The 22,972-nt window shown below is 74.0% G+C and carries 22 protein-coding genes; 5 read left to right on the forward strand and 17 right to left on the reverse strand.

The genetic code is table 11. The features are described from left to right. Positions 1 to 57: 57 nt before the first annotated feature. From VK611_03570 to VK611_03595, 6 genes are read right to left on the reverse strand one after another with little or no spacing between them, the layout of a single operon-like run. Entirely contained in the window at positions 58 to 1,161 is a 1,104-nt protein-coding gene (locus VK611_03570) for an XdhC/CoxI family protein (protein ID HMG40375.1), read from the reverse strand. Next, positions 1,158 to 2,270, reverse strand: coding sequence for a VWA domain-containing protein (locus VK611_03575; GenBank protein HMG40376.1), 1,113 nt, complete (start codon positions 2,268 to 2,270; stop codon positions 1,158 to 1,160). The genes VK611_03570 and VK611_03575 overlap by 4 nt, the downstream gene beginning before the upstream one ends. Continuing rightward, the gene (locus tag VK611_03580; protein ID HMG40377.1) at positions 2,263 to 3,162 is read right to left on the reverse strand and encodes a MoxR family ATPase; all 900 of its coding nucleotides are present in this window, start codon (positions 3,160 to 3,162) and stop codon (positions 2,263 to 2,265) included. Before VK611_03580 ends, VK611_03575 begins: the two co-directional genes overlap by 8 nt. Before the next feature lie 5 nt (positions 3,163 to 3,167). Then, on the reverse strand, positions 3,168 to 4,001 hold the full coding sequence (locus VK611_03585) for a xanthine dehydrogenase family protein subunit M (GenBank protein ID HMG40378.1): 834 nt from the start codon (positions 3,999 to 4,001) through the stop codon (positions 3,168 to 3,170). Continuing rightward, positions 3,998 to 6,418, reverse strand: coding sequence for a molybdopterin cofactor-binding domain-containing protein (locus VK611_03590; protein ID HMG40379.1), 2,421 nt, complete (start codon positions 6,416 to 6,418; stop codon positions 3,998 to 4,000). The genes VK611_03585 and VK611_03590 overlap by 4 nt, the downstream gene beginning before the upstream one ends. Then, positions 6,415 to 6,891, reverse strand: coding sequence for a (2Fe-2S)-binding protein (locus tag VK611_03595; GenBank protein ID HMG40380.1), 477 nt, complete (start codon positions 6,889 to 6,891; stop codon positions 6,415 to 6,417). Before VK611_03595 ends, VK611_03590 begins: the two co-directional genes overlap by 4 nt. Positions 6,892 to 6,971: 80 nt before the next feature. Between VK611_03595 and VK611_03600 the strand changes: the two genes are divergently transcribed. Continuing rightward, the gene (locus tag VK611_03600) at positions 6,972 to 8,093 is read left to right on the forward strand and encodes a VWA domain-containing protein (protein HMG40381.1); all 1,122 of its coding nucleotides are present in this window, start codon (positions 6,972 to 6,974) and stop codon (positions 8,091 to 8,093) included. 72 nt (positions 8,094 to 8,165) lie between these two features. Then, the gene (locus tag VK611_03605) at positions 8,166 to 9,290 is read left to right on the forward strand and encodes a serine hydrolase (protein ID HMG40382.1); all 1,125 of its coding nucleotides are present in this window, start codon (positions 8,166 to 8,168) and stop codon (positions 9,288 to 9,290) included. 85 nt (positions 9,291 to 9,375) lie between these two features. Here the strand turns inward: VK611_03605 and VK611_03610 are convergent, their stop codons facing one another. Genes VK611_03610 through VK611_03630 form a run of 5 tightly spaced genes read right to left on the reverse strand, consistent with a single transcriptional unit; the run spans position 9,376 to position 14,905 of the window. After that, complete coding sequence (locus VK611_03610; protein HMG40383.1) at positions 9,376 to 10,254, reverse strand: MoxR family ATPase; 879 nt, start codon at positions 10,252 to 10,254, stop codon at positions 9,376 to 9,378. Then, on the reverse strand, positions 10,251 to 11,114 hold the full coding sequence (locus VK611_03615) for an XdhC family protein (protein HMG40384.1): 864 nt from the start codon (positions 11,112 to 11,114) through the stop codon (positions 10,251 to 10,253). Before VK611_03615 ends, VK611_03610 begins: the two co-directional genes overlap by 4 nt. A gap of 32 nt (positions 11,115 to 11,146) precedes the next feature. Further along, positions 11,147 to 13,525 (reverse strand): aerobic carbon-monoxide dehydrogenase large subunit, encoded by a 2,379-nt coding sequence (locus tag VK611_03620; GenBank protein HMG40385.1) that lies wholly within the window; start codon positions 13,523 to 13,525, stop codon positions 11,147 to 11,149. Further along, positions 13,525 to 14,022 carry a (2Fe-2S)-binding protein gene (locus tag VK611_03625; GenBank protein HMG40386.1) on the reverse strand — a complete coding sequence of 166 codons (498 nt, stop codon included), beginning with the start codon at positions 14,020 to 14,022 and terminating at the stop codon, positions 13,525 to 13,527. The genes VK611_03620 and VK611_03625 overlap by 1 nt, the downstream gene beginning before the upstream one ends. A 1-nt stretch (position 14,023) precedes the next feature. Continuing rightward, positions 14,024 to 14,905, reverse strand: a complete 882-nt coding sequence (locus VK611_03630; protein ID HMG40387.1) for a xanthine dehydrogenase family protein subunit M — start codon at positions 14,903 to 14,905, stop codon at positions 14,024 to 14,026. A 92-nt stretch (positions 14,906 to 14,997) separates the two neighbouring features. Between VK611_03630 and VK611_03635 the strand changes: the two genes are divergently transcribed. Then, positions 14,998 to 15,975 (forward strand): LysR family transcriptional regulator, encoded by a 978-nt coding sequence (locus tag VK611_03635; protein ID HMG40388.1) that lies wholly within the window; start codon positions 14,998 to 15,000, stop codon positions 15,973 to 15,975. 24 nt (positions 15,976 to 15,999) lie between these two features. On the opposite strand, the gene VK611_03640 is transcribed toward VK611_03635, so the two are convergent. From VK611_03640 to VK611_03665, 6 genes are all read right to left on the reverse strand, one after another. Continuing rightward, a complete protein-coding gene (locus VK611_03640) occupies positions 16,000 to 16,779 on the reverse strand; it encodes an SDR family NAD(P)-dependent oxidoreductase (GenBank protein ID HMG40389.1) in 780 nt (259 codons plus the stop codon). Continuing rightward, positions 16,776 to 17,207 (reverse strand): nuclear transport factor 2 family protein, encoded by a 432-nt coding sequence (locus VK611_03645; protein HMG40390.1) that lies wholly within the window; start codon positions 17,205 to 17,207, stop codon positions 16,776 to 16,778. The genes VK611_03640 and VK611_03645 overlap by 4 nt, the downstream gene beginning before the upstream one ends. A 164-nt stretch (positions 17,208 to 17,371) precedes the next feature. Next, positions 17,372 to 18,196, reverse strand: a complete 825-nt coding sequence (locus tag VK611_03650) for a glucose 1-dehydrogenase (GenBank protein ID HMG40391.1) — start codon at positions 18,194 to 18,196, stop codon at positions 17,372 to 17,374. Next, positions 18,193 to 19,122, reverse strand: coding sequence for a TIGR03619 family F420-dependent LLM class oxidoreductase (locus tag VK611_03655; protein ID HMG40392.1), 930 nt, complete (start codon positions 19,120 to 19,122; stop codon positions 18,193 to 18,195). The genes VK611_03650 and VK611_03655 overlap by 4 nt, the downstream gene beginning before the upstream one ends. 92 nt (positions 19,123 to 19,214) lie before the next feature. Then, complete coding sequence (locus VK611_03660) at positions 19,215 to 20,591, reverse strand: SidA/IucD/PvdA family monooxygenase (protein HMG40393.1); 1,377 nt, start codon at positions 20,589 to 20,591, stop codon at positions 19,215 to 19,217. Next, positions 20,588 to 20,833 (reverse strand): MbtH family protein, encoded by a 246-nt coding sequence (locus VK611_03665; GenBank protein HMG40394.1) that lies wholly within the window; start codon positions 20,831 to 20,833, stop codon positions 20,588 to 20,590. Before VK611_03665 ends, VK611_03660 begins: the two co-directional genes overlap by 4 nt. Before the next feature lie 73 nt (positions 20,834 to 20,906). Here VK611_03665 and VK611_03670 point away from each other — a divergent pair, with 73 nt between their 5' ends. Next, a complete protein-coding gene (locus tag VK611_03670; protein ID HMG40395.1) occupies positions 20,907 to 22,574 on the forward strand; it encodes an ABC transporter ATP-binding protein in 1,668 nt (555 codons plus the stop codon). A gap of 67 nt (positions 22,575 to 22,641) precedes the next feature. Next, a partial coding sequence (locus tag VK611_03675; protein HMG40396.1) for a hypothetical protein occupies positions 22,642 to 22,972 on the forward strand: 331 nt, incomplete at its 3' end.

Raw genomic sequence — 22,972 nt, forward strand, 5'->3', positions numbered from 1 at the left:
ATAGCGCCATCCCTGTCGAAGTTTCGTGAGCCCGACCCCCGACCCCCGACTCGCGGGTCAGCCGTGGATGGGGCCGTCGGTGCGGCGGAGCGGCAGGGGTTCGGAGCGGCCGGTGCGGTCGGCGATGATCTCGGCGCAGATCGAGACCGCCGTCTCCTCCGGCGTGCGGGCGCCGATGTCGAGCCCGATCGGGGCCCGGACCCGGGCGAGGTCGGCCTCGTCGACCCCGGCCTCCCGCAGGCGGGCCAGCCGGTCGGCGTGCGTGCGGCGGCTGCCCATCGCTCCGACGTAGCCCGCCGACGTCGCCAGCGCCGCGGTGAGCGCGGGCACGTCGAACTTGGCGTCGTGGGTGAGCACGCACACCGCGTCGCGCGGGGTGAGCGACGCGCCGACCCGTCCCAGCAGGCGGTCGGGCCAGTCGACCACCACGTCGTCGGCCTGGCGGAAGCGGGACCGGGTGGCGAACACCTCGCGGGCGTCGCACACGGTCACCCGGTAGCCGAGCACCTTCGCCACCCGCACCAGGGCCCCGGTGAAGTCGACGGCCCCGAAGATCAGCATCTGCGGCGGCGGGGCGAAGGTCTCCACGAACACCGCCACCGCGCCCTCGCGGGCCTCGCCGTGCTCACCGTAGTGGCGCACCCCGGTGGTCCCCGCGGCCAGCTCGCCGCGGGTGTCACGGTCGACCACGCGGTCGAGGTCGGGATCGCCCAGCGAGCCGAGCGGCGGCTCCCCCGGCCGCACCAGCAGCTTCGCCCCCCGGCCCGGCCCCTCGATCACCGTGGCCAGCGCCACCGGCTGCTCCGCCCGGATCGCGGCCGCGAGGCCGTCGAGCATCCCCTCCGGCCACGCCGTCAGCGGCTCCACGAACAGGTGGACGGTGCCGCCGCAGGTGAGCCCGACGGCGAAGGCGTCGTCGTCGCTGTAGCCGAAGCTGACCAGCCGGCCCTCGCCCGACTCCAGCACCTCCAGGCCCTCGGCGACCACGGCGCCCTCCACGCAGCCGCCCGACACCGAGCCGACCACCTGGCTGCGCTCGTCGACCGCCATCGCCGCGCCCGGCTCCCGCGGCCCCGAGCCGGCCACGTCGACCACCCGGGCCAACGCCACCTTCACCGACTCCCGCCGCCAGCGGTCCAGGTCGTCGAGCAGGTCCCTCATGACGTCACCAACTCTGCCAGGGCCTCCAGCGAGGCGACGGAGTGGCCCTCGACGAAGGCGTCGACGTGCGGCAACGCCGCCGCCATCCCCCGGGCCAGGGGCGCGTAGCCGGGCGACGCCTTGAGCGGGTTCACCCACACCACCCGGTGGGCGACGCGCCGCAGGCGGGCCATCTCGCGGCCCAGCTCGGCCGGGTCGCCACGGTCCCAGCCGTCGGAGAGCACCACGACCACCGCACCGCGCGCCGTCCCCGGGACACCCCAGCGCTGGTTGAACCGCCGGAGCCCCTCGCCCAGGCGGGTGCCGCCGTCCCAGTCGGTCACGGCCGCGGCCGCATCCCGCAGCGCCCGGTCGGGATCGTGGGTGGTCAGCTCGTGGGTGATCCGGGTGGTGCGGGTGCCCAGCGTGAACACCTCCACCTGACCGGGCCGGCGGGCCACGGTGGCGGCGTGGGCGAAGCGGGCCAGCGCCCGGGAGTAGGGCTCCATCGAGCCGCTCACGTCGAGCAGCAGCAGGAGCCGCCGCGGTCGGGCGCCGGGCCGGGTGGTGACCGGGCGCAGCACCTCGCCGCCGGTGCGCACGGCCCGGCGCAGCGACCGGCCCAGGTCGGGGCGACCCCGGGAGCGGTGGCTGCGGCGCTCGACCACCCGGCGCCGGCTGGGGCGCTCGACGGCCCGGGTGCGCAGGTCGGCGATCAGCCGGTGGGCCTCGTCCCGCTCGTCGGGCGTGCAGGCGGCCAGGTCCTTGTGGCGCAGCACCTCGACGGCGCTCCACTGCAGCCGCACCACCGGCTCGTCGCCCGTGGTCACGTCGTCGGCCTCGTCGTCGCCGTGCCCGTCGCCATCGAGGTACAGGGTGGCGGGAACCTCGACGTGTCCCACTGTGCCGTCGTTCTGCTGCTCGGCGGCGAACACCCGGTCGTAGGTGGCGACGTCCTCGGGCCGGCGCACCAGCGTCGCCCGCCCCGCCCAGTACACCCGGTCGGCCGAGGCAGGGGCGAGTGCGGCGAGGGCCTCGGCGAACATCACCGTGCTGCCGGTGGGGACCGGGAGCCCGGCCCGCCGCAGCGCCGCCACGAACCCGACGACCCACTCGGCGGTCTCAGCCACGACCGCGGTCCGCCTCCCGGACCAGGGCGTCGAGGCCGTGCTCGCGCACCCGCTCCTGGTCCTCGTGGTACTTGACGACGGTCCCCAGCGTGGCGGCGGCGCCGTGCTCGTCGAGCGTGGCGCGGCCCAGCGTCGTCAGCGCCTGCGCCCAGTCGATGGTCTCGGCCACGCCCGGCGGCTTGTACAGCGACAGGCCCCTGATCTCGTGGGCCGCGGTGGCGACCTGCCAGGCCAGCGCCTCCGGCACCTCGGGCGCCCGGAGCCGCACGATCGCCACCTCGCGGGCGACGTCGGGCTGCTCCACCCAGTGGTAGAGGCAGCGCCGCTTGAGGGCGTCGTGGACGTCGCGGGTGCGGTTGGAGGTCAGCACGGTCAGCGGCGGCACGTCGGCCTGCACGGTGCCCAGCTCGGGGATCGTCACCGCCCAGTCCGACAGCAGCTCCAGGAGGAAGGCCTCGAACTCGTCGTCGGCCCGGTCGATCTCGTCGATCAGCAGGACCGGCGGCGGCTCGCCCGGCGTCCCCTCCAACGCCTGCAGCAGCGGGCGGCGCACCAGGAAGCGGGCGTCGTACAGCTCGTGCTCCAGACCGGGATCGGCCCGACCGAGCGCCTCGGCCGTGCGCAGGTGGAGCAGCTGGCGGGCATGGTCCCACTCGTAGAGGGCCTGGGCGGCGTCGATGCCCTCGTAGCACTGGAGGCGCACGAGGCGCCCACCGGTCCATCCGGCCAGGGCCTTGGCGAGCTCGGTCTTCCCGGCTCCGGCGGAACCCTCCAGGAACAGCGGTCGCCGCAGGCGGAGGGCCAGGAACACCGCGGTGCCCAGGCCCTCGTCGAGGAGGTAGTCCTGCCCGGCGATCCCGGCGACGACCTCCTCGACGCTCTCGACCGCCATCAGGGTCAGGCCGACGCCGCTTCGAGCGCCCGGCGGGTGAGGACGCGGGCCAGGTGGCGGCGGTACTCGGGCGAGGCGTTGAGGTCGGCCGACGGCTCGGCCCCCTCGGCGGCCTGCGCCGCGGCATCGGCCGGTGACGCGCCGGCGGCCAGGGCATCCTCCACGCCACGTGCCCGCAGCGGCACCGGTCCCATGTTCACCAATCCCACGCCGGGCACGGTACCGGCGCCGTCGGCCAGCACGGCAGCCACGCCGACGATGGCCCAGTCCTGGGCGCGCCGGTTGAACTTCTGGAAGGCCCAACCCCGGGAGCCCGTCGCCGGCACCCGGATCTCGGTGAGCACCTCGTCGGCGGCCAGCGCCGTCTCCAGGAAGCCGGTGAAGAAGTCGTCCACCGGGAGGGTCCGCTCGCCGCCCGGCCCCCGGGCGACCAGCGTGGCGCGCAACGCCAGCAGCGCGGCGGGCAGGTCGGAGGCGGGGTCGCCGTGGGCGACGGAGCCGCCGATCGTGCCGCGGTGGCGCACCTGGGGGTCGCCGATCTGACCGGCCACCTCGCTCAGCAGCGGCAGGGCTTCCCTCACCGCGGCCGAGGTGGCGACGTCGTGGTGGCGGGCCAGGGCGCCGATGCGCACCTGCCCGTCGGCGACGTCGATGCCGGCCAGGCCCTCGACCCGGCCGATGTCGACCAGCACGCCCGGCACCGCCAGGCGCAGCCGCATCAGCGGGAGCAGCGAGTGGCCGCCGGCCAGGAGCTTGGCGTCGTCGCCGTGCTCGGCGAGGAGGGCGACGGCCTCGTCGACCGACGAGGCCCGGTGGTAGTCGAACGCGGCGGGGATCACGACCGGTCCTCCTCTCCCTGGCGCGCCTGTTGGATGGTCGACCACACCCGTTCGGGGGTCGCCGGCATCTGGATGTCGCGCACGCCCAGGTGGGAGAGCGCGTCGACGACGGCGTTGACGACCGTCGGCGTGGCCGCGATCGTGCCCGCCTCGCCGATGCCCTTCACGCCCAGGGGGTTGGTAGGGCTGGGCGTGACGGTGTGGTCGAGGCGGAAGTTCGGCACCTCCGCCGCGGAGGGCACGCAGTAGTCGAGCAACGTCGGGTTCTGCAGGGTCCCGTCGTCGTCGTACACGGCCTCCTCCCACAGGGCCTGGGCCGCCCCCTGCACGATGCCGCCGTGCACCTGGCCCTCCACGATCATCGGGTTGATCTGGACCCCGCAGTCGTCGACGGCGGCGTAGTCGACCAGCCGTACCAGGCCGGTCTCCTCGTCGACCTCGACGACCGCGATGTGGGTGCCGAACGGGAAGACGAAGTTGGGCGGGTCGTAGGTGACCTGCCCCTGGAGGTTCGGCTCCATGTCGTCGGGCAGGTCGTGGGCGCTGAACGCCTCGAACGCCACCGCCTGCAGGGTCATGGCCCTGGTGGGCGTGCCCCGCACCTGCAGCTCGCCCCCGACCAGCTCGAGGTCGTCCTCGGCGCACTCCAGCTGGTGAGCGGCGATGCGGCGGGCCTTGGCGATCACCTCGTCGGTGGCCATCGCCACGGCGACGCCACCCACCGGCAGCGACCGGCTGCCGTAGGTGTCCATGCCCATCGGGCTGACCGCGGTGTCGGAGTGCAGCACCTCCACGAGCGCGGGATCGACGCCGAGCCGGTCGGCCACGATCTGCGACCACGAGGTCTCGTGGCCCTGCCCGTGCGGCGTGGTGCCGCTCACCACCTGCACCGACCCGGTGGGCAGCACCCGCACGGTGGCGGCCTCCCATCCGCCGGCGGCGTACTTGAGCGACGCCAGCACCCGGCTGGGGGCGAGGCCGCACATCTCCACGTAGGTGGCGATGCCGACGCCCAGGTGCACGGTCTCACCGGCGTCGCGGCGGCGCTGCTGCTCGACCCGGAGGGCGTCGTGGCCGATCAACTCGAGCGCCCGGTCGAGGGTGGGCTCGTAGTTGCCGGAGTCGTAGGTCAGGCCGCCGCTCGATGCGTACGGGAACTTGTCGGGGGCGATGTAGTTGCGCCGCCGTATCTCCACGGCGTCGACCCCGACCTCGGCGGCCAGGGCGTCCATGGCGCGCTCCACGGCGTAGGTGGCCTCGGGGCGTCCGGCGCCGCGGTAGGCGTCGGTGGGCGTCCGGTTGGTGAAGATGCCCGTGCACTCGAAGTGGTACGCGGGCACGTCGTAGACACCGTGGTAGAGGAAGGCGCCCAGGATCGGGATGCCGGGCGTGACCAGCTGCAGGTAGGCGCCCATGTCGGACAGCAACTTCGCCCGCACCGCCTGCACCTTGCCCTGGGCGTCGGCCGCCAGCTCCATGTGCTGCACCAGGCCGCGCCCGTGGATGGTGGCGACGCCCGCCTCGCTGCGGGTCTCCGTCCAGCGGACGGGGAGGCCGAGTCGTCGCGCCAGGGCGACCGCCAGGAACTCCTCGGCGTAGACCTCCAGCTTCGAGCCGAACCCGCCGCCGACCGCGGGCGCGATGACCCGCACCTTCGACTCGGGCACCCCGCACGTGAGGGTGATCATCACCTTGAGGATGTGGGGGATCTGGGTGGACGAGTAGACGGTCATCTCGCCGCCGTAGGGGCCCGGCACCGCCACCACGCCCCGGGGCTCCATCGCCGCCGGGATCAGGCGCTGGTGGACGTAGCGCTCGCTCACGACGTGGACGGCATCCGCGAAGGCCTGCTCGACGGCGTCCGGGTCGGGCGAGAGGGTCCAGGTGAAGCTGCGGTTGGTGCCGAGGGCCTCGTGGAGGACCGTGCCGTCGGTGGCCGCGGTCTCGAGGTCGAGCACCACGTCGAGTGGCTCGTAGTCGACCACCACGGCTTCGACGGCGTCGATGGCGGCGCTGCGGCTGTCGGCGACGACCACGGCGACGGCGTCGCCGGCGAAGCAGGCCTTGTCGACCGCGACCGGCCAGTGGTCGGGCGACTTCATGTCGTCGGTGACCGGCCAGGCGCACGGCATGGGGTTGGCCCAGGCGTCGCGCAGGTCGGCGCCGGTGAAGACGTGGCGCACCCCGGGCAGCGCCTGCGCACCGCCGACGTCGATGCCGGTGATGCGGGCGTGGGCGAAGGGGCTGCGGACCAGCGCCATCCACAGCGCGCCCGGGACCTGCAGGTCGTCGACGAAGCGGGCCTCGCCGGTGAGCAGGCGGGCGTCCTCCTTGCGGAGGAGACGGTCGCCGATGCCGCCGACGGTGGGCGCCGGCGCCTCGGCGTCGGCTTCCGCCGGTGTCTCGGTGGCGGTCATGCCGGTGCCCCCGTCTGCGCGGCGGCCAGCACGGCCTTGACGATGTTCTGGTAGCCGGTGCAGCGGCACAGGTTGCCCTCGAGGCCCTCGCGCACCTCGGCCTCGCTGGGGTGCGGGTTCTCCCGCAGGAGCGAGACGGCGGCCAGGACGACGCCGGGTGTGCAGAAGCCGCACTGGAGCCCGTGCTGCTCGTGGAAGGCCTGCTGCATCGGGTGCAGCGTGCCGTTCCCACCGGTCGGGGCGAGGCCCTCGATGGTGCTCACGTCGTGGCCGTCGGCCTGGACGGCGAGCACCGTGCACGACTTCACGGAGTCGCCGTCGAGCAGCACCGTGCAGGCGCCGCACGACGAGGTGTCGCAGCCGACGTTCGTGCCGGTCAGGCCCAGCTGCTCCCGCAACAGATGGACCAACAGCACCCGGGGTTCGACGTCTCTGCTGTACGTCGTCCCGTTCACCGAAAGGCTGATGTTCACGTCCGACCCCCTCAGTCGCGCATCACTCACATCCTCCTCCTCCGAGGCTGCTACGGCCAGGGTTCATCTACGGTTGGCGCATGGACCTCGGCATGGTCGCGAGCCGGTTCGGCGGGCTGCTGCGTCGGGCGGGCGTGCCGGTGACCGCCGACCAGGTGGGGCGGTTCGTCCGGGCGATGGCGCTGACGGCCCCGGCGGCGATCGACGAGCTGTACTGGCTGGGCCGGGTCACCCTGGTGACCGAGCGGGACCACATCGAGGTGTACGACCGGGTGTTCGGGCAGGTGTTCCGGGGCCTGGTCGACTGGGCCGACGGGCGCGGCGACGACACGGCGCCGCGGATCGACCCGCCCGTCGGTCGTGACCTCGGCTCGACCGGCCCGGGCGACCAGGACCGGGACGACGGCCGGAACGAGCGTGAGGTCGAGATCGAGGTGGCGCGGGCCAGCCGGGAGGAGCGCCTGGCGACCACCGACTTCGCCGACCTCACCGACGACGAGCTGCGGGAGCTCCAGTCGCTCATGCGCCGGATCCGCCTGGCCGTGCCGCTCCGGCGGGCTCGCCGGCACCACCGCCACCCGCGGGGCGACCGGCTCGACCTGCGGGCCACCCTGCGTCGCAGCCGCCGCACCGGCGGCGACCCGGTGGAGCGGGTGACCCGCCGCGCCCGGCAGCGGCCCCGGCGCCTGGTCGTGCTGTGCGACATCTCGGGGTCGATGGCGCCCTACTCCCGGGCCTGCATCCAGCTGCTCCACGCCGCCACCACGGTCGGGCCCCGCACCGAGGTGTTCACCTTCGCCACCCGCCTGACCCGGCTCACGCGGGCCCTGGCCGTCACCGACCCCGATGCGGCGCTGGCGGCCGCGGCGGCGACGTCGCCCGACTGGCGGGGCGGCACCCGCATCGGCGCCTCCCTGAAGGAGTTCCTCGACCGCTACGGCCGCCGCGGGGTGGCCCGGGGCGCGGTCGTGGTGGTCGTGTCCGACGGCTGGGACCGCGACGACCCGTCGCTGGTCGCCGAGCAGATGGCCCGCCTACGCCGCCTCGCCCACCGCATCGTGTGGATCAACCCCCGCACCGCCGCACCCGACTACCAGGCCCTGGCGGGCGGGATGGCCGCCGCGCTCCCCCACTGCGACCAGCTCGCGAGCGGCCACACCCTCGCCACCCTGGGCACCGCCATGGAGTCGCTCGCCGGCTGAGCCGCCCGTGCTCCCGTGCTACGGTGCGGTCGGCCATTAATGAATGGCATTAGACGATCCGGGGGGAGCGACATGGGATCGCGATCGGTCGTAACACGGGGGCGGCGTGCCGTGACGGTGGCGCTGGGGGTCCTGCTGGCGGGGGTGAGCGCGGCGTGCGTGCCGGGCTACGACACCTTCCCCGGCAGCGAGTGGAGCCGGACCGACCCGGCCGCCGCGGGCTTCGACCCGGCCGTGCTCGACACCATCGCCGCCGAGGCCCAGGCCAACGCCTCGAACTGCTTCGCGGTGGTCCGGCACGGCCAGCTGGTCGCCGAGTGGTATTGGAACGGCACCACCGCCACCAGCAGCCAGGAGGTCTTCTCGACCACGAAGTCGGTCACCAGCACCCTGGTCGGGATCGCCCAGGCCGACGGTCTGCTCGACATCCACGACTCCGCCTCGCAGTACATCCCCCAGTGGGTGGGCACGCCGGCCGCGGCCGTCACCGTCGAGGACCTGCTGAGCAACGACTCCGGCCGCCACTGGGACCTGGTCACCGACTACGTGAGCCTCACCCAGGCGCCGGACCGCACGAGCTTCGCGATCGGGCTCGCCCAGGACGTGGCGCCCGGCCAGACCTGGGCCTACAACAACGCCGCGATCCAGACCCTCGAGGCCGTGCTCCAGGCCGCCACCGGTCAGGACGTGGCGACGTTCGCCCAGGAGCGGCTGTTCGGCCCCCTCGGGATGACCCACACGTCGATGACCCGCGACGGCGCCGGCAACACCAACACGTACTTCGGCGTGCGCTCGACCTGCCAGGACATGGCCCGGTTCGGCTACCTGTTCCTGCGCACCGGCCGCTGGTCCGGCAGCCAGGTGGTGCCCGCCGAGTGGGTCGCCGCCGCCACCGGCCAGGCGTCGCAGGACATCAACGCCGCCTACGGCTACCTCTGGTGGCTCAACCGGGTCGGACCGATCACCGACCCCCTGCACCCCATGACCCTGGAGCAGGCGGCGACCGCGCCCCACCGCCAGATGGTGCCGTCGGCCGCGGCCGACATGTACTGGGCCCGGGGCCTCGGCGGGCAGGTCGTACAGGTGGACGCGGGCTCCGACACCGTGGTCGTCCGCCTCGGCACCGGCGACACCGGCTCGACCTACGGCCAGGGCAACACGGCCCGGGTGGTCACCGAGGCCCTCGTCGAACCCTGACAACCCCAACCCCAACCCCACCCGAAACCTCGACACAGGTGGCGCTCTGGCCACCACCGCTGTCGAAGTTTCGGGTGGGTGGGGGTTACTTCCCGGCCACCCAGGCGAGGCCGCGGGTGCGGGCGACGTCGTGGTCCTCGCGGTACTTGAGCACGGTGCCGAGCGAGGCGTCGACCAGCTCGGGCCCGAGGCCGTCCGCTCCCAGCAGCACCAGGGCCGACGCCCAGTCGATGGTCTCGGCGACGCCCGGGGACTTCTGCAGGTCGAGCGTGCGCAGGCGGGCGGTGGCCGCCGCGGCCTGGGCGGCGACGGTGGTGGTCGCCCCCGGCACCCGGCGCCGCACGATGCGGGCCACCGTGTCGACCGACGGGTAGTCGATCCAGTGGTAGAGGCACCGGCGTTTGAGGGCGTCGCTCAGGTCGCGGGTGCGGTTCGACGTGAGCACGACCACCGGCGGGTGGACGGCGTGGCGGGTACCCAGCTCGGGGATCGTCACCGCCCCCTCGGCCAGCAGCTGGAGCAGGAAGGCCTCGAACTCGTCGTCGGCCCGGTCGACCTCGTCGATCAGCAGCACCACCGGGCGGGGTCCGGGGTGCTCGATCGCCTGCAGCAGGGGGCGGGCGATCAGGTGGTCGGGGCCGAAGAGGTCGTCCTCGACGATCGCCGACCCGGCCGCCTCGGCCAGCCGGATGCTGAGCAGCTGCCGCGGGTAGTTCCACTCGTAGAGCGCCTCGGCGGCGTCGATGCCCTCGTAGCACTGCAGCCGCAGCAGCGGTGTGTCGAGCACCGCCGCCAGCGCCTTCGCCGCCTCGGTCTTGCCCACGCCGGCCTCGCCCTCCAGCAGGATCGGCTGGGGCAGCCCCACGGCCAGGAACAGGGCGGTGGCGAGGCCCCGGTCGACCAGGTAGTCGACGGTGTCGAGGTGTCGCTCCAGCGCGGCGGCGTCGGCGAGGTCGGCGATCACGACGGGGTGAAGGCCTGCTCGCAGCCGGGGCCACAGAACCAGTGGCGGACGCCGTCGCGGTCGACGTGGCGGGTCGACTCCACGGCGGCGACGGTCATGCCGCACACCGGGTCGACGGCCTCGGCCAGGTGCACGGCCGGGTCGGGCCGGGGCCGGAGCGACACGACCTCGGCCAGGATCGACAGCGCCACCTCGCGGGGCGTGTGCGAGCCGATGTCCAGGCCGGCGGGCGTGTGGACCCGGGCCCGCTCGTCCGGCGCCAGGTCGAGGCCGTCGAGCACGGCAGCGCCCCGCCGCTGCGACGCCACCAGCGCCACGTAGCCGGCCCCCGCCCGCAGCGCCGCCTCGATCACCGCCCCCTCGTCCTCGCCGTGCGATGCGACGACGACGGCGTCCGCACCCGCGGGCACGTCGTCGTCGCCACCGGCCGGCTGGGCGTCGCAGCCGAGCCAGGCGGCCAGCTCCCGCACGGCGCGGGCGATCGGGGCGTCGCCATGGACCACCACCAGCGCCGGCGGCAGGGTCGGCTCCAGGAAGATCTCCAGCGTCCCGCCCGAGAGGCACGGGTTGTGCACGGTCACGGCCCCGGCCGAGGCCTCCGGGGGGAGCTCGTCGGGCGTGATCCGCAGCAGCACCGGGTCGCCCGACGCCAGCGCCGCCAGGGCCTGGGCCTGCACGCTGGCCCGGGCGCACTCCCCGCCCACGAACCCGACGACCGTGCCGTCGTCGCGCACGAGGGCGCTGTCGCCCGGTCGGGCCGACGTGGGCTTCTCGGCCCGCACGACCGTGGCCGTCACGAAGCCCCGCCGGTCGGCCCGCAGCCGCTCGGCCTCTTGAAATTGCGCTGATCTGCCCGCCATGTGCGGGTTTTCGGACGCAATTTGACGGGGCATCAGTCGATCGCCAGGTCGGTGCGGAGCGGGCGGCCCTGCATGGCCCGCCACACCTGGGCCGAGGTGAGGGGCATGTCGGCGTGGCGGACACCGATGGCGTCGAGCACGGCGTTGACGATCGCCGCCGGCGACCCCACCGTGGCCGACTCCCCCACGCCCTTCACGCCCAGCGGGTGGTGCGGCGACGGCGTCACCGTCTCGCCCAGCTCCCAGCTGGGGCACTCCATCGACGTGGGCAGCAGGTAGTCCATGAACGACCCGCCCAGGCAGTTGCCGTCCTCGTCGAAGGCGATCACCTGCATCAACGCCATCCCGATGCCGTCGGCCAGACCGCCGTGCACCTGCCCCTCCACGATCATGGGGTTGATGCGCGGGCCGCAGTCGTCGACGGCGATGAAGCGGCGCACCTTCACCTGCCCGGTGTCGGGGTCGACGTCGACCACGGCGATGTAGGCGCCGAACGGGTAGGTCAGGTTGGGCGGGTTGTAGACCGCCGAGCCGTCGAGGTGGCCCTCGACCCCCTCCGGCAGCTCCAACGGGCCGTGCGACGCCAGCGCGATCTCGGCGATCGTCTTGGCCGTCGACGGGTCGCCCCGCACGAACCACTTGCCCTTCTCCCACTCGAGGTCGTCGGGCGCCACCTCCAGCATCGCCGAGGCGATCAGCTTGGCCTTGTCGCGCACCCGGCGGGTGGCGACGGCGACCGCCGCGCCCGACACCGGTGTCGACCGGGAGCCGTAGGTGCCCAGGCCGAAGGGCGTGGCGTCGGTGTCGCCGTGCACCACGTCGATGTCGGCCACCGGGATGCCCAGCTCCTCGGCGACGATCTGGGCGAACGTCGTCTCGTGGCCCTGGCCCTGGGACTGCACCGAGATGCGCACCACGGCCTTGCCGGTCGGGTGCACCCGCACGTCGGCGCCGTCGGCCATGCCGAGGCCGAGGATGTCCATGTGCTTGCGGGGCCCGGCACCCACGCCCTCGGTGAAGAACGAGATGCCGATCCCCATCAGCTCACCCCGCTCCCGCTTCTCGGCCTGCTCGACCCGCAGCTGCTCGTAGCCGGCCATGTCCATCGCCAGGCGGAGCGCCCGCGGGTAGTCGCCGGAGTCGTACTCCCAGCCGGTCTTGGCCATGTAGGGGAACTGCTCGGGGCGGAGGAGGTTCTTCATCCGCAGCTCGGCCGGGTCGAGGCCCAGCTCGTCGGCCAGGCAGTCGACCATCCGCTCCACCAGGTAGGCAGCCTCGGTGATGCGGAACGAGCAGGCGTAGGCGACGCCGCCCGGCGCCTTGTTGGTGTAGACGCCCGACACCTCGCAGTGGGCGGCCTCCAGGTCGTACGAGCCGGTGAAGATGTGGAAGAAGCCGGCGGGGAACTTGCTCGGCTGGGCGGTGTTGTTGAAAGCCCCGTGGTCGGCGAGGGTCTTCACCCGCAGCCCGAGGATCTTGCCGTCGCGGGTGGCGGCGATCTCGCCGTGCATGTGGTAATCGCGGGCGAAGCTGGTGGACATCAGGTTCTCGGAGCGGTCCTCCATCCACTTCACCGGCTTGCCGGTGACGATCGAGCCCACCACGGTGCAGACGTAGCCGGGGTAGAGGCCCACCTTGTTGCCGAAGCCGCCGCCGATGTCGGGGCTCACCACCCGGATCTGGTGCTCGGGCAGGCCCGCCACCAGGGCGTAGACCGTCCGGTGGGCGTGCGGCGCCTGGGTGGTGCAGTAGAGCGTGAGCTTGCCGGTGACCTTGTTCATGTCGGCGATCTGGCCGCAGGTCTCCATGGGCGCCGGGTGGACGCGGGGGTAGAGCACGTCCTGCTCGACGACGACGTCGGCGTTGGCGAACACCGCGTCGGTGGCGGCGCGGTCGCCGGCCTCCCAGTCGAAGATGTGGTTGTCGGTCTTGCCGTCGATGTCGTCGCGGATCACGGGCGAGTCGGGGTCGAGCGCCTTGCGGGCGTCGATCACGGGCGGCAGCGGCTCGTAGTCGACCTCGATGAGCTCCAGGGCGTCGCGGGCCGAGTAGCGGTCCTCGGCGACGACGAACGCCACCTCCTGACCCTGGTAGCGCACCTTGTCGGTGGCGAGGATGGCGATGACGTCGTGCGACAGCGACGGCGCCCAGGCGAGGCCGAGGGTCTCCAGGGTGGCGCCGGTGATGACCGCCTTCACCTTGGGGTGCGCCTCGGCGGCGGCGGTGTCGATGCTGCGGATGCGGGCGTGGGCGTAGGTGCTGCGCAGGATGGCGCCGTGGAGCATGCCGGGCAGCACGATGTCGTCGACGTAGTTGCCCTGGCCGCGGACGAAGCGGGCGTCCTCCTTGCGGAGCATGCGGCCGAAGCCGACGGGATCCACCGGTGCCTGGGGCTCTTCGACTGCGGTCATCAGGCCGTGACCTCCTCGGGCGTCGTGGCGGGTGCCGCGGCCTCGTGCTCGGCGGCCCAGCGGGTGGCGCGCACGATGTTCTCGTAGCCCGTGCAGCGGCAGATCTGGCCGGAGATGGCCACCCGGATCTCCTCGTCGGACGGGTCGGGGTTGCGGTCGAGCAGCGCCCGGCAGGTCATCATCATCCCGGGGGTGCAGAACCCGCACTGCAGGCCGTGCTCCTGGATGAAGCCCTGCTGGACGGGGTCGAGCTCGCCGTCGCGCTCCAGGTCCTCCACGGTGCGGACCTCCCGCCCGTGGGCCATGGGCGTGAGCACCGTGCAGCTCTTCACCGGCTCGTCGTCCATCCACACCACGCAGGTGCCGCAGTTCGACGTGTCGCAGCCCCAGTGGGTGCCGGTGAGCCCGAGGTGGTCGCGGACGAAGTGCACGAGCAGCAGCCGCGGCTCGACGTCGCGGGTCACGGCCTCGCCGTTGACGGTCACGGTCACCTGCATGTCAGTCCCCTTGTCCGTGGGCTCGGGCGGTTGCCCTGGTCAGCGCCCGGCCGGTGAGCACCTGGGCGAGGTGCCGCTTGTAGTCCTCGGGGCCGCGCTGGTCGGACACCGGGTTGCAGCCCTCCCCCGCCGCCTCGGCAGCCGCGGCGAAGCGCTCCTCGGTCGCCGGCCCGCCCCGCAGGAGGTCCTCGGCGGCGGTCGCCCGGAAGTGCGACGCCCCCACCGCGGCGAGGCCGATGCCGACGTCGACGACCGTGGTGCCGTCGCTGCCCAGCTGGACGCACGCGCCGGCCGCGGCGACGGCCCAGTCGCCCACCCGGCGCTCGACCTTCTCGTAGGCGCTGCCGGTCGCCGGGCGGATCGGCACCCGGATCTCGGTGAGGATCTCGCCGTCGTCGACCGCCGTCGTGTACGGCCCCTGGTGGAAGTCGGCGCTGGACACCACCCGCTCTCCCGACGACGAGCGGATCACCATGGTCGCCCCGACGGCCGCGAACGCCGCCGACAGGTCCTCGGACGGGTCGGCCTGGCAGATCGACCCGCCGACCGTGCCCCGGTTGCGGACGACCGGGTCGGCGATCACCTTCTCGGCATCGCGGAAGATCGGGAAGTGCTCGAAGGCGACCGGCGACTCCAGCAGGTCGCGGTGACGGGCCATCGCCCCGATGCGCAGCTCGTCGCCCTCCTGACGCACGTAGGCGAGATCCGTGAGGTCGTTGATGTCGACCAGGACCTCCGGCCGGGCCAGCCGCAGCTTCATCATCGGGATCAGGCTGTGGCCGCCGGCGATCAGCCGGGCGTCCGGGCCGTGGCGCTCGAGGAGCGCGATCGCCTCGTCCACGGTGGTCGCCCGTTCGTACTCGAACGGAGCAGGAACCTGCATCGTGTCCCCCTTGTTCGTACCCATCGTGAACGTCGCACCGCCCGCACGTTCCGTCAACGAACCCATAAGGGTTCGGTTAACTTCGCTGGTTGGTGACGCTCACCCAGCTCGAGACCTTCGTGCTCGTCGCTCGGTTGGGCTCGGTCAAGGCGGCCGCGCGCAGCCTGGGCGTATCGGAGCCGGCGGTGTCGAGCGCGCTCGCGGCGCTGCGCCAGCAGCTGGGCGACAACCTGGTGGAGCGGACGACCCGGGGCATGGAGCTGACACCCGGCGGCCGGCGGCTGGTGCCGATCGCCTCCCAGATGGTGGGGTTGGCGGTGGAGGCGGAGGCGGCGATCCGCCAGGCGCAGGGTGCGCCCGAGACGCTGCGGGTGGTGGGCACGAGCGAGGTGGCCGAGTCGGTGGCGCCCGCGCTGGTGGCGGCGTTCGCGGCGAAGTCGAAGGCCGTGGAGGTGTCGCTCGGGGTGTGCGTGACCGAGGACATGGCGGCGCTGCTCCAGGAGCGCCTGGCCGACGTGGCGATCGGCCCGCCGCTGGCGAGCGACGGCTTCCCCCGCCTGGAGTGCAGCCCGCTGTTCCGGTTCCGGCTGATCTTCGTGGCGGCGCCCGAGCACCGGTTGGCGGTCGGGCCGTCGACCGGGGCGACGATCGACCCCGGGGCCCTGGCCAGGGAGACGTGGCTGGTCGGACCGGACGCGAGCGACGAGCGGTCGCCCGTCGGCGCGCTCCTGGGCCGGCTGCGGGTGCCCGACGAGCACATCCGCATGTTCCCGAGCCACGCCGCCGCCCTGACCGCCGCCGAGCAGGGCCACGGCGTGGCGCCGGCCGTCGCCCACGTGGTGCTCGACGACCCGGAGCGGAAGGGCCTGGTGCCGCTGCCGGTGCGGGGGACGCCGGTGGAGCTGCTGTGGCACGTGACGATGCTGGCGTCGGACCGGCGCAGCACCGCGGCCGCCGCCTTCCACCGCTTCGTCGGCACCCCGGCCGCCACCCGCGCCATGCACACGCCGCTGCGGGGCGTGCCGCCGAGCCGGTTCCGGCCGCCGGTCTACGTCACGCTGTGGAGCTGAGGCCGAGCTCCTGTCGAACAGCCGTCACCTCTTCATGGCGAACGGGGGGACGCCGGCGAGGCGACCGCCGTCGACCACCAGGGTGGTGCCGGTGACGAACGCCGAGGCGTCGGAGCACAGCCACACCACGGCGTCGGCCACCTCGTCGGGCTGGCCGACCCGGCGCACCGGCACCGCCGCCGCCGTGCGCTGCTGCGCCTCGGCGCCGGCCCGGGCCAGGTTGTCGGTGAGGATCGGCCCCGGCGCCACGGCGTTGACCCGGATGCCCTGCTCGGCGTAGTCGAGGGCCGCCACCCTGGTCAGCCCCTCGAGGCCGTGCTTGGCGGTGGCGTAGGCGGCGAGTCCCCCGACAGCCTGGAGGCCGGCGGTGGACGACATGTTGACGATGGCACCGCCGCCCGAGGCGAGCATGGCCGGGATCTCGTACTTGAGGCCGAGGAACACGCCTCGCAGGCTGACGGCGTAGGCGCTGTCGAAGGCCTCGACCGACACGTCCGCCAACGGGGTGGGCGGGTGGCCACCCCCGGCGGCGTTGTTGCAGGCGAAGTCGAGCCGGCCGAAGGCGTCGACCGTCCGGTCCACGAGCCGGGCGACGGCGTCGGCGTCACCGACGTCGGTGGGGACGGCGAGCGCCGCGACCCCGCTCTCACGCAGCTCGGCGGCCAGGGCGTCGAGCGCCTCCTGGTCGCGGGCGGCCAGGACCACGTCGGCCCCGGCCCCGGCGAACGCCCGGGCCACCGACGCCCCGATGCCACGGCTGGCACCGGTGACCAGCGCCACCTTGCCCTCGAACGGACGGCTCACGACGGGTCCTGCTGCCGGGGCGGCGGGCCGGGGATCGGGGGCGCGCCGGGGGTGCCGGCGACGAAGCTGTACTGGACGTTGGCGACCTGCCAGCCGCCGTCGGGCCCCTGCACCACGACCACGGTGGCCCGGGTCGTCTCCGGCACCGGGAAGCCCCGGTAGGCGCCGATCCCGGTCTGGAGGGCGACCACCACGGCGGTGGTGCCGTAGGTGCGGACCTGCACGTCCTCGAGGGCGAGCGTCTCGTAGACCAGGTCGCCGGTCTCGTGGCGGGCCATCCACTCCGGGCGGGTGAGGATGAACCCGAGGGGGCCGACGCCGACGAAGTCGTCGGTGAGGTACCGGTCGACGGACGCCTTGTCGGCGTCGCGCTCGGCGGCGATCCACCGCGCGAGGAAGGCCGTGATCTCGTCGTTCTGGCTGGACATCGTGGTCTCCGTTCCTTGATCCGGACTCTCTGTCCAAACCAGATCGTCGCTGATCCGGAGCCCCGGGTCGTCACCTCCGAGGAGGGATGTCGACTACCCCACTGGTCCCACTCGGGCCGCGGCCACCTACGCCCGCAGGCGTACAGCGGGGGCCGGGTGGCAGGTCAGGGAGCGTCGGGGAGGACGGTCCAGCCCCGGCCGCCGGCCCGGCCGTACCACCCGCCCGCGGCGAGGGTGCCGCCGTCGACCGGGATGGTGGTGCCGGTGACGAACCGCGACTGGTCGGAGGCCAGGAACAGGGCGACATCGGCGTAGTCGGCGGGCTGCCCGAAGCGACCCAGCGGGATCCACGCCCCGACCAGGGCGGGGTCGCGGTCGCCGAGCATCACCTCGGCGGGCGTCTGCAGGGTGTCGGCCATGTCGGGGGCGATGCAGTTCACCCGCACCTTCTGGCGGCCCAGCTCGACGGCGAGGCTGCGGGAGAACGCCCACACGGCGGCCTTCAGCCCGGAGTAGACGGCGTTGGCGGGGATGCCCCGGTGCACCTCGACGGTGGTCACGTTCACGATGCTGCCGCCGCCCTGGTCGACCATGATCGGGACCACCTGGTGGGTGCAGCGCAGGACGTGCTCCAGGTTGAGCTCGTAGAGGGTGCGCCAGTCGTCCTCGGTGGTGCGGACGAAGCGGCCGTTGGGGCGGTAGTCGCCCACGTTGTTCACCAGCACGTCGATCCGGCCGCTGGCCTGCTGCTCCCCGGCGACGGCGACGAGGTGGGCGACGGTGTCGGGGTCGCGGATGTCGCCCGGCACGGCGACCGCTGTGCCACCCGCCTGCACCACGTCGTCCACCGTGCGGGCGAGCGACGCCTCGTCGATGTCGTTCGCCACGACGACGGCGCCGGCCTCGGCGAACCGCCGGGTGATGCCCCCGCCGATCCCCGCGGCGCCGCCGGTGACGATCGCGACCCGGCCGTCGAGCTCCCCGCTCACGCGTCGGCTCCCGATGCCGTGACCGCGGCGAAGCGGTCGACCAGCCACGGCAGGCGGCGGGCGGCTTCGGCGGGGTCCGGGGCCAGGGTGGTCAGCCCGACGTGGATGTCACGGGCGCCGGTGGCCAGGACGTCGGGCACGCCGGCCAGGCTCCGGTCGAGGTCGATGCCGGCATCGCCCCGCACCAGCGGCAGCGGGGCGCGCACGGTCACCTCGTCGGGGTCGCGGCCGGCCGCGGCGAGTGCCGTCCGGAGCGTGGCGCTGCCGGCGGCGATGTCGTCGAGCGAGGCGCCCATGAGCGGGATCCAGCCCCGCCCGAAGCGGACGACCCGGTCGAGGTTGCGCTGGTGGAGCGCCCCGCCGATCCAGAGCGGCACGCCGCCGGGCTGCGGGGGCGCAGGCCGGCACCACACGTCGGTGACGTGGGCGCCGTCGGCGTCGTAGCTGGCCGGGGCGTCCGACCACAGCGCCGTGCACGCCGCCAACGTCTCGTCCAGCAGCCGACCCCGACGGTGGAAGTCGCGGCCCACGGCGTCGTACTCCTCGCGCTGCCAGCCCGGCCCCACGCCGAGGTCGAGGCGACCGCCGCTGAGCACGTCGAGCGTCGCCGCCGTCTTGGCCAGCACCGCGGCCGGGCGCAGCGGCGCCACGAGGATGCCGGTGCCGAGCCGCACCTGCTCGGTGACCGCCGCCATGGCGCTGAGCACGGTGAGCGGCTCGAGCCAGGGGGCGTCGGGCCCGGTCGGGAAGCGCCCCCACTGGTAGGCGTCGAGGTTCGGGCCCAGGATGACGTGGTCGACGACGATGATCCGGTCGATCCCGGCGTCGTCGGCCGCCCGGGCCACGTCGAGCAGCCCCCTCCAGCCGTCGAGGGGGAACAGCTCCCCGAAGTTGGGGACGAGCAGCGACAGCGTCGGTCGGGTCACGATCCTCCTCCTAGCCGGCCAAGCGCTTGGTGCGGGCCGGGGAGGACACGATGCCACACCGCGGTGGTGTTCGGGGAGCCCGTCCCGTCAGGTCACGACCAGGCGGCCGCGGGCACCGGGGCAGGCTGGTCGGCGCGGCGGCGGGCCACCATCGACTCCACGATCTCGCCGGTGCGCACCGCCACGTTCGACAGCAGGGACGACGAGATCCCGTGCGTGTGCTCGGTGCCGCCCTGCAGGTAGATCGCCGCCCGCGACGGCTCGCCGAGCTGGAGCCGGTAGTCGCGGTGGACGACCGGGGCACCGTCGGGCCGGCGCTCCACCAGGCCGGCGGCGTCGCCCAGCAGCGTCGACGGGTCGCTCGGGCGGTAGCCGGTGGCATAGACCAGCGCGTCGACCTCCAGGCTCTCGACCGAGCGGTCGGTGAGCGACTGCACCGCCACCCGCAGGCCCCCGGCGGTCTCGTCGACGCCCACGATCCGCGAGGCGTTCATCATCCGCAGCCGGCGGGCGCCCGTGACCCGCTCGCGGTACTCGCGGCGGTACAGGTCCTCGATCAGCTCCGTGTCGACCACCGAGTAGTTGGTGTTGCGGTGGTAGTCGAACAGCAGGCGCTTCACGTCCTCGTCGGCGCCGAAGTACTCGTCCACGGCGGCCGGGTCGAAGATGCGGTTGGCGAACGGGGTGTCGTCGGAGGGCGCGTAGCCGTAGCGGGTGAAGACCGAGCACACCTCGGCGCTCGGGAACGTCTCGTGGAGGTAGGCGACCACCTCGGCCGCGCTCTGGCCGGCGCCGACCACCACGAAGCGCTGCGGCGCGGGGTGGCGGGGGAACGCCCGGGCCCGGTGCAGCAGTTCCAGGTTGTGCCACACCCGGCGGCCCAACGTCGCGCCGGCCGGGATCCGGGGGACGAGCCCGGCCGCCACGACGACATCACGGGCGCGCCGGGTGCGGCGTTGCCCGTCCGCCTCGCTGACCACGTCGAACGCCGCCACCTGACCGCCGGCGAAGACCGGCTCGATGCCCACCACCTGCTCGCCGTAGCCGACCGGGTGGGAGACGCGGGCCGCGGCCCACTCGAGGTAGTCGTGGAACTCGATGCGGAGCGGGAAGAGGGTCTTGTGGTTGATGAACTCGACCAGGCGGCGGCGCTCGTGGAGGTAGGCGAGGAAGCTGAAGTCGCTCGACGGGTTGCGCATCGTGACCAGGTCCTTCAGGAACGAGACCTGCATGGTGGCGTCGTCGATGAGCATCCCTCGGTGCCAGCCGAAGGCGCTCTGGCGCTCGACGAACGTGGCGGTCAGCGGTGGGTCCGCCGTGGCGCGGTTGTGCTCCTCCACCGCGATGGCGAGGGCCAGGTTGGAGGGGCCGAAGCCGACGCCGAGGAGATCGGTGGTGCCGGTGGTGCCGGTGGTGCCGGTGGTGCCGGGGCTGTCGGCGGTGCGGGCGGTGTCGCTGTGGGCCGTCACGAAGGGGTTCCGCCGGCCGGGACGGCGTCGGCGGCCGCGGCCTCCATCGAGAGGACCAGGCTGCGGGGCCGCATGTCGGTCCAGTGCTCGTTCACGTAGGCGAGGCAGGCGTCGCGGGTGTCGCGGTCGTGGACGATCGTCCACCCGGCGGGGACTTCGGCGAATGCCGGCCAGAGCGAGTGTTGGCCCTCGTCGTTGACGAGGACGAGGAACGTGCCGTCGGGATCGTCGAAGGGGTTCATGGGGTTTGAGCCGCCCTTATGTTCGATGTTAGGTTCACTTACTATCGGACGGGGACGGGCTGGTGTCAACCGGATGGGCGCGGACGACGCTCGACCAGCGAGCGTGCTGCGGCGCGCCCTGCGGGCCCAGCGGCCGACCGTCCTGCTGGCGGCGGCGCTGGTCACCCTCCACCAGACGGCCGAGGTCCTCGTGCCGCTGACCATCGGCGTCATCATCGATCGGGGCATCGCTCCCGGCGACTCCGGGCAGACCGTGCGCTGGCTGCTGGTGCTCGCCGGGCAGTTCGTCGTGCTGTCGGCCTCCGGCTGCACGGGCGTGTACGTCGACGAACGGGCCCGCATGGGGGCCACCCACACCGCCCGCACCGAGCTGGCGGCCCGGGTGCTCGACGCGCGGGGCGGCGTCGAGCGGGCGCTGCCGGGCGAGGTCGTCAGCCTCTCGACGGTCGAGACCACCCGCATCGGCGACGGAGTGGGCGCCGTGATCATGGCGATCGGCGCGGTCGCCGGCGTGGTCGTGGGCGCCGTCATCCTGTTCGTGATCTCCGTGTGGCTGGGGCTGGTGGTGGTCGTCGGGCTGCCGCTGGTGCTGCTGGTGGTGCAGGTGCTGGCCGAACCGCTCGTCGCCCGGGCGTCCGCCCACCAGGACGCCGTCGGCGTCGCCTCGGGCGTGGCCGCCGACCTGTTCCGGGGCCTGCGGGTGCTCAAGGGGCTGGGCGCCGACTGGCCGGCCTCTGCCCGGTACCGCTCGGCCAGCCGGTCGGCCCTGCGAGCGGGGCTCGACGCCAACCGGGCGCGGTCGACCTACGCCGGCTTCACGGTCACGATCGCCAGCGTGTTCGTGGTGCTGGTGACGTGGCTGGGCGCTCGGCAGGCCCTGGATGGCCGCATCGGCATCGGGGCGCTGGTCACCGCGCTGGGCGTCACGTCGTTCCTGGTGGGACCGCTGGGGCGCCTGGCGCTGGCGGGCAGCGAGATCGCCCAGGCGAGGGCGTCATCGGCGCACCTCGACGCGGCCTTGGGCGCGCCCTTCGCCGTGGTCGACGGCCCGGCCGTGGTGCCGGGTGACGGCGGGGTGCCGGCCTTGGCGATCGTGGGCCTGGAGCACCGGACGCTGGCGGGGGTGTCGCTGTCGGTGGGCCCCGGCGAGCTGGTGGGGGTGGTGGCCGACCCGGTCGACCTGGCGGCGCTCGTCGAGTGCCTCGACCGCAGCAGCGACCCGGCGGGCGGGCAGATCCTGCTCGACGACGTGGTCCACGCTGCGCTGGGCCTGGACGACGCGCGGCGGCTGGTCGTCGTCGCCCACCACGACGCTCCCCTGTTCGGCGACTCGATCGGCGCCAACGTGTCGTCGGCCCGGGCGATGGCGGCGGCGTGCCTGGACGACGTGCTGGCTGTGGTGCCGGGCGGCATCGACGGCGTGCTGACCGAGGAGGGCCGCTCGCTGTCGGGGGGCCAACGCCAGCGGGTCGCCCTGGCCCGGGCGCTCGCCACCGAGGCGCCGGTGCTGGTGCTCCACGAGCCGACCACCGCCGTCGACACCGCCACCGAGCAGCGCATCGCCTCGGGTGTACGTGCGCTGCGAGCGGGGCGGACGACGCTGTTGCTGACGTCGAGCCCGACGCTGCTCGCGTGTGCCGACCGGGTGGTGCTGGTCGCCGCCGGCCAGGTCGTCGCCTCCGGCTCCCACGCCACGCTGGCGCTCACCGAGGCCCGCTACCGCGCGGCGGTCCTGGGATGACGGCGCTACCGGTCGCGTCGGGGTGGGCCGTCATCGACGCCCGCTTCCGGGACCTGGTGGTGCCGGCATGACGGCCGGGCTGTCGGCGTCGGCCGCGTTGCCTGTTGCGACGGGGCGGGAGACCGTGCGGGCGCTGCGGGGGCTGGCGCGGCCGCACCGGCGGCTGGCCGTGGGGGCCGGCGTGGTGCTGGTGGTGGCGACGCTGGCGGGGGTGTCGCTGTCGGCGGGTCCCGGCGAGCTGGTGGGGGTGGTGGCCGACCCGGTGGACATGGCGGCGCTCGTCGAGTGCCTCGACCGCAGCAGCGACCCGGCGGGCGGGCAGATCCTGCTCGACGGCGTCGTCCACGCTGCGCTGGGCCTGGACGACGCGCGGCGGCTGGTCGTCGTCGCCCACCACG

The organism is Acidimicrobiales bacterium (assembly GCA_035316325.1).
In the GTDB taxonomy this organism is placed as follows: Bacteria; Actinomycetota; Acidimicrobiia; order Acidimicrobiales; family VFJN01; genus DASXTK01.